Genomic DNA, 8122 nt, shown 5'->3' on the forward strand with positions numbered 1-8122 from the left:
CCACGGAATTTTAAAGTGTGACGATAAGAGTACCACAGTAACGGTGGGTTGTCGTTATCGGGATCGCAATATTTTAATAGAAGTCGCATGTATTTGTCATATGAGCACGGTCGTGATTCCACTAAAATGAAGGTATCGATAAGCGAGGGGAGCCGAACAAACGATGGCAAGATCGATCCGAATGGACGAGCTGCGGCTTGGCGTCTGCTATTACCCGGAGCATTGGCCGGAGGCGCTGTGGGAAGACGATTTCCGGCGCATGCGGGAGATGAATATTACGGTCGTGCGGCTGGCGGAGTTCGCATGGGCGATGCTGGAGCCGGAGGAAGGGCGCTTCGACTTTTCTTTTTTTGTTCGGGCGTTGGATCTGGCGCATGCGCACGGCATTCAGGTCATCCTCGGCACGCCGACCGCGACGCCGCCAGCCTGGCTGACGCATAAATATCCCGAGGTACTGAACGCGAGCGTGGACGGCGTTCTATACCGGCACGGCATGCGGCGGCATTATAACTATAGCAGCCCGCTCTACCGGCAATTGTGCGAGCGCATCGTCCGCAATATGGTGGAGGCGTACAGGGATCATCCGGCGGTCATCGGCTGGCAGATCGACAACGAGCTGAACTGCGAGACCAACGTTTTCTACGCAGAAGCCGATCATACGGCATTCCGCGAATGGCTGAAGCGGCGCTACGGCTCGCTCGATGCCTTGAACCAAGCGTGGGGCACCGTCTTTTGGAGCCAGACCTACACCGATTGGGAGCAGGTTCACCTCACGCGGCCGATGGTCAATCCGTCGCCTAATCCGCATCTGGCGCTGGACGAGAAGCGATTTATTTCAGACAACGCGATCTCGTTCGCGAAGCTGCAGGCCGATATCATCCGCGAGCTTGCGCCGCAGCACTGGGTGACGACGAACGGCACGTTCGGCCATCTGGACAATCACGAGCTGACGGACCGGCTGCTCGATTTCTTTTCGTACGATTCGTACCCGCAGTTCTCGACGATCTTCCCGGGGGAAGACGACAATCCGCTCCGCGACCGCGGCTGGAGCATGAGCCTGTCCAACGTCCGGTCGATCTCGCCCAACTTCTGCGTCATGGAGCAGCAATCCGGGCCGGGCGGCTGGGTGAACCGGATCGGCATGGGCACGCCCCGGCCGGGACAGATCCGGTTGTGGTCTTATCAGTCGGTTCTGCACGGCACCGACCTGCTCGTCTACTTCCGCTGGCGGACGGCCACGTTCGGCACCGAGATGTACTGGCACGGGATTAACGACTATCATAACCAGCCCAATCGCAGAGTGCGCGAGGTTGCGCAGGTCGGGGACGAGTTTCGGAAAATCGGCGCCGCCGTCGCCGGAACGGTTTACCGGGCGGATGTGGCGATTTTGCAGGATTACGACAATACGTGGGACGGGGAGTTGGACGAGTGGCACGGTCCGCTGCGTTGGCGCAGCATGGGGGCGTGGTACAAGCAGCTGCAGTACCGCCATATTCCGACGGACGTCATTACGCTGCGCAAGTCGACCACGCTGGAGGATCTGGCCAAGTACAAGGTCATCGTTTATCCGCATCCGGCGATCATGAGCGACGAGACGGCGGCGCTGCTCGCGCAGTACGCGGAACAAGGCGGACAGCTCTTTTTCGGCGCTCGCACCGGCTACAAGAACCTGGACGGACACTGCTACATGCGTCCATACCCCGGGCCTGTTGCCAAGCTGTGCGGGATTAACGTAGAAGACTTCACGTTAATCAAGGGCACGGTATCGGCTGCGCAAGTGCAATGGACGGACGGCCGCTTGCCTGCGGGCACGAAGGCGGAAGGCTTCAACGAGGTGCTGCGCGTCGAAGATCCGGGCACCGAGGTTGTAGCGGCGTACGCGAGCGAATATTACGCAGGAGCGCCTGCATTGACGAAGCGTGCGGCAGGCAAGGGGCATGCCTGGTATTACGGGGCGGCTTACAGCGAACCGGTCGTCGATGCGCTGATCGACTCGATCGGACTCGCGTCTCCGGTGTCCGATCTGCTGGATGCGCCGGCCGAAGTGGAGCTTGGCATTCGGTCTGAGGGGGAGCGGAGCTACCTCTTCCTGCTGAACTACGCCGACCGGCCCGCGGCGATTCGCTTCAAGCAGGCCGCGCGCGAGCTGTTGACGGGAGACCGGATGGAGGGCGAGCGGGAGCTGCCGGCGTATGGCGTTATGATATTGACGCTTGAGGCTTGATTATTGAGTAAGAGATGGACGTAAAAAGATCGCCGATTCCCTTGTGCTTATGGCATGGGGGGGACGGCGATTTTTTTTAGGATGACGCGATCGGCATGTCGGAGCTATTCGGATGACGGACGGGCAGTCAGTCGGCAGTCAGGCGGTAGTGAGGCAGTCAGTCGGCAGTCAGTCGACAGTCAATCAGTTTCAGACAGACAGACAGACAGTCAGTCAGTCAGCACTCAGGCAGATAGGCAAGCGGATTAAAAAGCCTGCATTTGTACATGTATTTTCTGTTGACCAATGGCACCAGATGAAATACCTGCAAATGTGCAGGTAAATGCAACGCACAGGCGGGAAATCCGGCTGATGGAGGAAAATAGATGCACATTTGCATCTTTTCTACCTAAAAGGGGCGACATCGGCAAAAATAGATGTATATTTGCAGGCATTGCTGCAGGCATTGCTGCAGGCATTGCTGCAGGCATGCGGCGTAGGAACGGAGCGGGCGACTTCAGGCCGATCAATGCGCCTTTTCGGCTTACAATCGGCCTTTCGACTCGACGGTCTTTTCAACACACAATCGGCCTTTTCACCTAACGCCCGGCCTTTCGCCTAACGCCCGGCCTTTTCGCCTAACGCTCGACCTTTTCGCCTAAGGCCCTATCGACTTAAGAATGACGAATGCGTCGTCTCTCGAGCAATTGCTTGTACTGGAAGTAAACTGTGCAGCCGATGCAGTAGCCGAGCAGGGCGGCTCCGGCGGCGGCCAGCAGCATGACGGCGAATGCATAACCGGCGATGGTCCAGCCCAGCGAGAAGCTGAGGACGGCCAAGCTCAGGAAGGTGACCGCAAGCGTATTGTTGAAGCGGGCCAGCTCCAGCGCTTGCGTTTCTTTGCCTGCCGTCTTCAGCCAAGGCTTCGCGATTCGTACAAACAGGTTATACTTGCCGCCCGTCGCAAGGCCGACGACCTCGATCAGCCACAGAATGGCCAGCAGCCACAAGGGGGCGAAGAAAAAAGACAAGACGGCAAACAGGACGATGCCGGTCTGGTTGGACTTAATATAAGGCATGGGGACTTCCTTCATTTAATCGCCTCCTGCGTAAACACTTAATTCCAAGTTAGACCATTGGAAAACATAAGTCAATCCGGAACTTTAAGCGAAAGACATCCCGTAATCCTTCGTTCTCCCGCAAAAGTCATTCTCCAGCAGGAAGTCTTTCAGTATATGTTAAGTACTGCTTGTTATCATTAACTAGATATTTTTTTGTGCACAGTTTGACCTTTATTGACATTTAATTGCAAGAGGGGGGATTCTTAGCCTTCATAACCTTAAATAGTAAAAACCAATAGGACGCGGCAGAAGAAAGCAACATTGACAGAGGGGCGCCCCAAAATTTTTATAAATAAGGAAAGAAGGGAAGAAAAACATGTTGCGCAGATTTTCGCTTGGACTGTTATTACTAATGCTTTTTTCTACCATTCAACCGTTTTTCTATAATCACACGGCCCATGCGGCGGCCGCACCTATGATGGGGGCGGGAACCGCAACAAATCCCTATATCGTCACGGATGCCGATCAACTCAATAGCATGAGGGATAAGCCTGGTTCTTCTTATAAGCTTGGCAACGATATCGATTTGAGCAGTTATTCGAATTGGGACCCGATCGGCAATTCGTCTGTTAATTTTACAGGCCGTTTGGACGGAGCCGGGCATACGATTTCAGGCTTGACCATTAATCTTCCGGATGTCACGAATGTGGGATTATTCGGCTTTTTGGGCAGTAACGCTAAGGTCGATAATGTCAAACTGGTTAATGTGAATGTAATAGGGAATGGCACTGTCGGCGGCTTAATAGGCAGAAATTATGGCAGCATCAGCTATATCTCTGTAAGTGGGCAAGTTGGAGGCGTTAACTATATTGGTGGAATTGTAGGAGATAACTATGGGAAAATTCTTAAAAGTTTTTCAAGTGTCACCGTAACCGGCAGTAGCTCCTACGTCGGCGGAATAAGCGGATATGGCAATACAAATGCCACCATCGAAAATAGCTACTCTACCGGAGCTGTAACTGGTGGTGCTAGCGTTGGCGGAATTATCGGAAGGCATTTCCGGGGAATCGTTACGAACAGTTATGCTACGGGCAAGGTGACCGGCACCTCCGTGACCGGTGGGATCATTGGCGATAACTCCTCGGGAACCATCACTTCCAGTTTTTACGACAAGACCACCACTGCACAATCGGATATAGGAAAAGGCGATTCCAAAACGACCGTTGAAATGAAGACAAAAGCTACATTTACCGGTGCGGGATGGGACTTCGATACAGTCTGGGCGATGAACGACGGACAATATCCGACACTTCAACCGCCTGTGACAGATGACGATGCTGTAGCGGGTGCCAAAACGGCGCTGGCTATCGGCTATGCGAGCGGCGACAGCGCAGCGAGCGTTACGCAGAATCTAACGCTTGCAACTTCGGGAACAAACGACACCACCATTACTTGGTCCTCTAATACCTTGACGACGATCGCCAATAACGGTTTGGTCACTCGTCCGTCGTATACGATCGGAGATCGAACCGTCACGCTTACGGCGACGATCAAGAAAGGCAGTGCGACCGACGCCAAAGCGTTTACCGTTACGGTAAAAGCATTGCCGGAAACGGATGCGGAGGCTGTCGCGAGTGCGAAAACGGCGCTGGCCATCGGCTACGTAAGCGGCGATAGCGCAACAAGCGTCACCCAGGATCTGACGCTTCCGGGTGCAGGAGCAAGCGACACGACGATTACTTGGTCTTCGGATGTGCTTGCTGCGATTGCCAATGACGGCACCGTCATCCGCCCATCCTTTACGGCTGGCGACCGGACGGTTACGCTCACGGCGACGATTAAGAAAGGCAGCGTAACCGACACCAAACCGTTCACCGTCACGGTCAAGGCCCTGCCGGAAAGCGATGCCGAAGCCGTCGCAAGCGCCAAAACCGCGCTGGAAATCGGCTACGCAAGCGGCGACAGCGCAACGAACGTCACGCAAAACCTGACGCTTACGGCTGCGGGAGCAAGCAATACGACGATCACTTGGTCCTCGGATGCCCTGACTGCGATTGCCAATGACGGCTTCGTCACGCGTCCGTCCTTTACGACGGGCGACCGGACGGTCACCCTCACGGCGACGATTAAGAAAGGCAGCGTTACCGACACCAAACCGTTCACCGTTACGGTGAAGGCACTCGGTTTCGTAGCGCCGAATAACAGCACCCTGAGTCCAGCCTCCGCAACTTTTGACAAGAATGCGGAAGATCCGTCTGCGGGTCATTACCAGGATGTCTCTACGACCTTGACGCTGAACGGCAACGTGCTAATCGGGATTACGCTTAACGACACAAGCGTCGCCGATACGGCCTATTCCGTAAGTTCGGACGGATCGGTTACTTTCAAAAAGAAGTACTTGTCCAAGCTCGAAACCGGCGATCATACGTTCACGTTCGATATGAGCGAGGGAACGAGCCCGACCTTTACCATTGCGATTATCGATACGGCGTCGCCGGCGACGGTAGCCGTAACAGGCGTAGCGCTGGATAAGCCGACCTTATATTTGACGGCAGGCGGCGCGGCTGAGGCGTTGAGGGCAACCGTTGCACCGTCGGATGCGACGTACAAGAATGTCATCTGGCATTCGAGCGACATAAGCGTTGCGACGGTGGAAAACGGCATCGTCACGCCGGTCGCCGCCGGCACGGCGACGATTACGGCGACGACGGCAGACGGCGGTTTTACCGCAACAAGCGAAGTAACGGTATCCAATCCTGCTCCGGTCATCACGGTACCGCCGGTAACCCCGTCCGAACCTGCAGCCAACGATATTGAAGTTCTCGTTAACGGCAAGGTAGAGAAGGCTGGAACCTTGTCGACTTCGAGCGTCAACGGCCAATCGGTCACCACCGTGACCGTGGACCCGGTCAAGCTGGATCAAAGGCTCACTGCGGAAGGAAGCAACGCCGTCGTCACCATTCCGGTCAGCGCCGGATCGGACGTGATCATTGCCGAGCTGAACGGCCAAATGGTGAAAAATATGGAGCTGAAGCAGGCGATCGTGACGATCAAGACGCCGCAAGCGACCTATACGCTGCCCGCCAGGCAGATCGACATCGATTCGATCTCCAAGCAGCTGGGGCAGACGGTTGATCTGAAAGACATCAAGATCCATATTCAAATCGCGGCTCCGACAACGGATGCCGCCAAAGTCGTGACGGACGCGGCTTCGCAGAACGGCTTCAGCCTAATTGTCGCACCGGTTGAGTTTACCGTACTCGGCACCTATGGCGGCAAGACGATCGAGATCAGCCGGTTCGACGCATACGTGGAACGCACGATCGCGATTCCCGACGGCGTAGATTCCAGCAAGATCAGCACGGCCGTCGTGACCGATCCGGAAGGAACCGTCCGCCACGTTCCGACCAAGATTACCATGATCGACGGAAAGTATTACGCCGTTATCAACAGTCTGACCAACAGCTTGTACGCGGTCGTCTGGCATCCGGTGGCGTTCCGGGACGTCGAGAGCCACTGGGCGAAAAATGAGGTTAACGACGTGGGCTCGCGGATGATCGTTAACGGCACGGGAGACGGGCTGTTCAGTCCCGACCTGAGCATGACGCGCGCGGAGTTCGCGGCGACTATCGTGCGGGCGCTCGGACTCAAAGTCGAGAGCGGTACATCGGCGTTTGCAGATGTCAGCCCTGCGGCATGGTATGCCGGTGTGGTGCAGACTGCTTACGATTACAAGCTGATTGACGGCTTCGGCGACGGTCTTTTCCACCCGCAGGAAAAGATCACCCGCGAGCAGGCCATGGTGATCATCCGGAAAGCGATGGGCTTGACCGGATTGCAAGCCAAGCAATCGCCGAATGGCTCGGATACGTTGTCGCTCAGCGCTTACGCGGATGCGGCAGCCGTATCCTCCTGGGCGAAACAAGCGGTAGCCGACAGTCTGCAGGCCGGCATCGTAACCGGCCGAGCCGGCGGCAAGCTGGATCCGCAAGCGGCTATCACCCGGGCAGAGATTGCCGTCATGATTCAAAGACTGCTTCAAAAATCCGAATTGATCTAAAGTAGAACGGCCTTTGTCCCGGTATCGAGGGATGAAGGCCGTTTTATCTTACCCGTAAGTCTCGGCGGCAGGGGCGGCAGCCGAGATGAAGAAGCTGGGCATCATGCAGGGGAAAGGCGGCAACGGCTTCTTCCCGAGGGCTGCCGCGACGAGAGCGGAGACGGTCACGGTTCTGCTCCGGATGCTGGCAGTCAAGGAACAGCCGGGGCAAGCAGATGAAGGTACAGGGATGACACAAGCAAATAGGTAACGTCCTCGAAAACCCTTCTCCGACGGTTTATACGGAGAAGGGTTTTTCGGAGCTTTTCGGATGTTTGTCGGCCAAAAAGCTGCATTTATACATGTATTTACGATCGGCTCGCGTCACTGGAGGAAATGCCTGCATATGCGGCTAGGCCCCCTAAAACTGGAGTCATGCCCTACAATGATTCGATTTTACAGCGTAGGTCTTTATTTCGCGCGATTACACCGATCTGTAATAGTCTGAAGCGTCTTCCAATGTCTTGACCCATGCCGCAAATTCTGTTGGAGCCATGTTCTTTAAACTTCCGTGCATCTTGCGGTTGTTATAAAAGTCCATGAATTGGTCGAGCGCTTCATAAGCTTCCTCAAGCGTTAGGAATGTACGATTACTGAACAAACATTGCTCAAGAATGCTGTGGAACGATTCAATGTAGGCATTCATATTCGGTGTCCGCGGCGGGATCCGTTCATGGACCATCTCCCAGCACTCGCACATGTCTTGGAACAGCTTACTGACGAACTGAGGGCCGTTGTCCGTGCGGATCACGGGCATCG

General features: G+C 55.4%; 5 protein-coding genes and 2 pseudogenes. 4 read left to right on the top strand and 3 right to left on the bottom strand.

Translation table 11 applies throughout. From position 1 onward, the window contains the following. Positions 1-163: 163 nt before the first annotated feature. Positions 164-2224: a beta-galactosidase gene (locus ACFOTD_RS30785; protein ID WP_378123766.1), complete on the top strand. Its 2061-nt coding sequence runs from the start codon at positions 164-166 to the stop codon at positions 2222-2224. A gap of 245 nt (positions 2225-2469) precedes the next feature. Here ACFOTD_RS30785 and ACFOTD_RS30790 read toward each other — a convergent pair whose 3' ends face one another. Both ACFOTD_RS30790 and ACFOTD_RS30795 read right to left on the bottom strand, forming a co-directional pair. Continuing rightward, positions 2470-2733: a hypothetical protein gene (locus tag ACFOTD_RS30790; RefSeq protein ID WP_378123767.1), complete on the bottom strand. Its 264-nt coding sequence runs from the start codon at positions 2731-2733 to the stop codon at positions 2470-2472. Positions 2734-2877: 144 nt separating this feature from the next. Next, positions 2878-3297, bottom strand: coding sequence for a DUF4395 domain-containing protein (locus ACFOTD_RS30795; RefSeq protein WP_378123769.1), 420 nt, complete (start codon positions 3295-3297; stop codon positions 2878-2880). Positions 3298-3802: 505 nt separating this feature from the next. On the opposite strand from ACFOTD_RS30795, the pseudogene ACFOTD_RS30800 reads away from it, so the two are divergent. The 3 genes and pseudogenes from ACFOTD_RS30800 to ACFOTD_RS30810 all read left to right on the top strand — a co-directional run. Then, positions 3803-4354: pseudogene (locus tag ACFOTD_RS30800) on the top strand (GLUG motif-containing protein); the annotation flags it as partial. Between the two features lie 138 nt (positions 4355-4492). Next, complete coding sequence (locus tag ACFOTD_RS30805; protein ID WP_378123775.1) at positions 4493-7324, top strand: immunoglobulin-like domain-containing protein; 2832 nt, start codon at positions 4493-4495, stop codon at positions 7322-7324. Between the two features lie 79 nt (positions 7325-7403). Continuing rightward, positions 7404-7574 (top strand): annotated as a pseudogene (locus tag ACFOTD_RS30810) (S-layer homology domain-containing protein); the annotation flags it as partial. Positions 7575-7787: 213 nt separating this feature from the next. Here the strand turns inward: ACFOTD_RS30810 and ACFOTD_RS30815 are convergent. Continuing rightward, a partial coding sequence (locus tag ACFOTD_RS30815; protein WP_378123770.1) for an integrase core domain-containing protein occupies positions 7788-8122 on the bottom strand: 335 nt, incomplete at its 5' end.

The organism is Cohnella sp. GCM10012308 (assembly GCF_042649185.1).
In the GTDB taxonomy this organism is placed as follows: domain Bacteria; phylum Bacillota; class Bacilli; order Paenibacillales; family Paenibacillaceae; genus Cohnella.